This is a genomic window from Azospirillum sp. B506 (assembly GCF_000333595.1).
In the GTDB taxonomy this organism is placed as follows: domain Bacteria; phylum Pseudomonadota; class Alphaproteobacteria; order Azospirillales; family Azospirillaceae; genus Azospirillum.
In genome coordinates this window covers 1-2,440 of record NZ_BADK01001031.1, presented here as the reverse complement: position 1 = coordinate 2,440, position 2,440 = coordinate 1, and the positions used below count along the sequence as shown (strand labels likewise).

Below are 2,440 nucleotides of genomic sequence, written 5' to 3'. Positions count from 1 at the left end.
GGTAGGCGTACCGCGTCAAGGCTTTCAGGCGTCTCGAAAGGTCCATTGCATACGGTGCATGGCCGCGGCGCCGGGTGCGGAACCAAGCCGTTGCCGCCCCGTTGTTCAGAGTCAGAGACGAAGGACGCACCTGATCGGAACCCCCAGCCCCGGATCGGAGACACACCATGCAGCACGCCAAGAACCGCCGGCAGCGCGCCACCGCCCGCGCCATTCCGTTCCCCGCGCGCGAGGTGGTGATCCTGACCTTCCTGATGGCGCTGGCCGCCCTGCTGACCGGCTGCAACACGGTCGAGGGCGCCGGCCAGGATGTTCGGGCCGGTGGCCGGGCGATTGAACGGACGGTCGATTGAGGCGTTACACCACGGCCACCCATGGAAGGAGTTTAGAATGAGCGAGCCGCAAAAGCCGTCGAGCCCCAGCGAGATTCCGCCACCGTCCAACCCGAACCCGCCGCAGCCCGACCGGCCGACGACACCCGATCCCTATCCGGTGCCCGACAATCCCGGCATCCTGCCGGAAGTCCCTCCCCCAGCCGACGAGCCGATGCCTGGCATGCCCAACCCGACGACAGCGTGAGGTGACCGTCCGACCGGATGTCCGAGGGAGGGGATTGTTCCGCCATCGCCCCTCCCCAACCGAACCGTCCTACCTCCGCAGGTCCCGGTCGAGATTCGGCTCCGCACGGTCGCCGCTCAGGCGGGCACGATAGACCTGGACGGCTTCCAGAACGCGCTGGACATAGTTGCGCGTTTCCGAGATCGGGATCAATTCGATCCAGTCGACCACATCGACGGTCTCAGTACGCGGGTCGCCATAGGTCTGCAGCCATTGGCGCACCCGGTTGGGGCCTGCGTTGTAGCCGGCAATGGCCAGTACCCAGGAGCCGTTGAAACGGTCGATCAGTTCGGCCAGATAGGCCGAACCCAGCGTAACGTTGTATCCGGGGTCGGCGGTCAGCCGCGCGTTCGTGTGTTTCAGCCCCAGCTTGCCGGCGACCAGCTGTGCCGTTGCGGGCATCAGCTGCATCAGTCCGCGCGCCCCGGCCGACGAGACGATGTTTGGGTTGAAGGTGCTTTCCTGCCGGATGATGCCGTGGATCAGTGCCAGTTCCGGCGCCGCCGGGCGGGCATCGATCAACGGATAGCCGACCTCGACCAGGAAAACCTCGTTCTGGGCGGCGTCCTTGGCGGCGGCGACCGCCAGATCGCGGCGGCCGACGTCGCTGGCAAGCCGCGCCGCCAGCACATAGTCGGCCGGTGTCTTGGAATCCAGGCTGACACGACGGACAAACCCGGTCATCTGGTCTGCCGCATTCCCGCCGATCTCCGCCAGCAGGCGGGCGACCCGCACGACCTCACGCCTGTTGAAGGCGGCCGTCTCGGCGCTGGAGACCGTCGGCGGCGCCGGCAGGGTGACCGCGCCGCCGGAGACATGGCGGAAGGCAAGCTGTCCATAGAAGGTGGTGGGATAGGTCGCCGCCTTGGCGTACCAGTCGCGCGCCGGCCCGGTCTGGCCCAGCGCCTCCGCCGCGCGACCGCACCAGTAGGCACCGCGCGCCTTGCTGATCGGGGCGGTCACGGAACGGTACAGCTTGTGGAAATGGGTGAAGGCTTCCGACGGCTTGTCGAGGAAGCGCAGCGCCAGAAATCCCGACAGGAACTCCGCGTCGGCGAAGGCGCTGCCCTCGCTCATGCCGTGGGCGCTGACCAACCGGTAGGCCAGATTGTGGTCGCCGCGCTCCATCGCCCGGCGGGCCAGCAGATGGCGTTCCGACCACCAGGATTGTGGACGGCCCATGTCTGAGCCGGCCTGGGCGATGATCTCCAGCGCACCGGCGTCGTCGCCCTTGCGCCGCAGATAGCGGGCACGGTCGTACATCAGGCCGGGATCGTTGAGCAGGCTGGGCGGCACGCGCGACAGCGCCGCGTCGGCACCCGCATTGTCGCCATCCAGCGCGATCCGCGCCTCGATCAGCGTGTCGTACGCCTCGTCGAAGAAGGGCAACATCCGGCGGACCGGGCCTTCCTGCTTGGCCCACAGCAGCCGGTCGATGCGCGCCTTGTGGTCCTGCTGGCGCAGATAGGGGGTGTAGTGGGAGAGGAAGGTCGCCTCCTCGTCCGGGGTGAAGGTGGCGTCGGCCCACTGCTTGCGGATCAGGATGGTCGCACGTTCCGCGCTGCCGGTGGCGATCAGCGCATCGGCATAGCGGACGAAGCCGTCGTTGGTCTGCGGCGGGTTCTGGCGGAACCACTCCACCACGTCGGCCGGCGGGATGTCGGGCATCGCCATTTCGGCCTGACGGCGCAGCGCCGGCATGTTCGGCCAGTCCGGATTCTCGCGGATGAAGGCGGCGATGTCGTTGAAGCTGCCGCCGCCGGGGTTGGCGAGAGCGATCCAGCGCAGAACCTTCGCCGGTAACGGATCCGGGCGCGCGCCG

The 2,440-nt window shown here is 68.0% G+C and carries 3 protein-coding genes; 2 read left to right on the top strand and 1 reads right to left on the bottom strand.

The window, feature by feature from the left end; genetic code table 11:
- The first annotated feature begins 167 nt into the window (after nt 1–167).
- Nucleotides 168–353 (top strand): entericidin A/B family lipoprotein, encoded by a 186-nt coding sequence (locus tag I71_RS39025; protein WP_042703711.1) that lies wholly within the window; start codon nt 168–170, stop codon nt 351–353.
- Between the two features lie 37 nt (nt 354–390).
- Nucleotides 391–579: a hypothetical protein gene (locus tag I71_RS36655; protein ID WP_083897489.1), complete on the top strand. Its 189-nt coding sequence runs from the start codon at nt 391–393 to the stop codon at nt 577–579.
- Between the two features lie 69 nt (nt 580–648).
- On the opposite strand, the gene I71_RS31715 is transcribed toward I71_RS36655, so the two are convergent.
- Nucleotides 649–2,440: lytic transglycosylase domain-containing protein (locus I71_RS31715; protein WP_042703710.1), on the bottom strand; the 1,792-nt coding region annotated here is incomplete at its 5' end.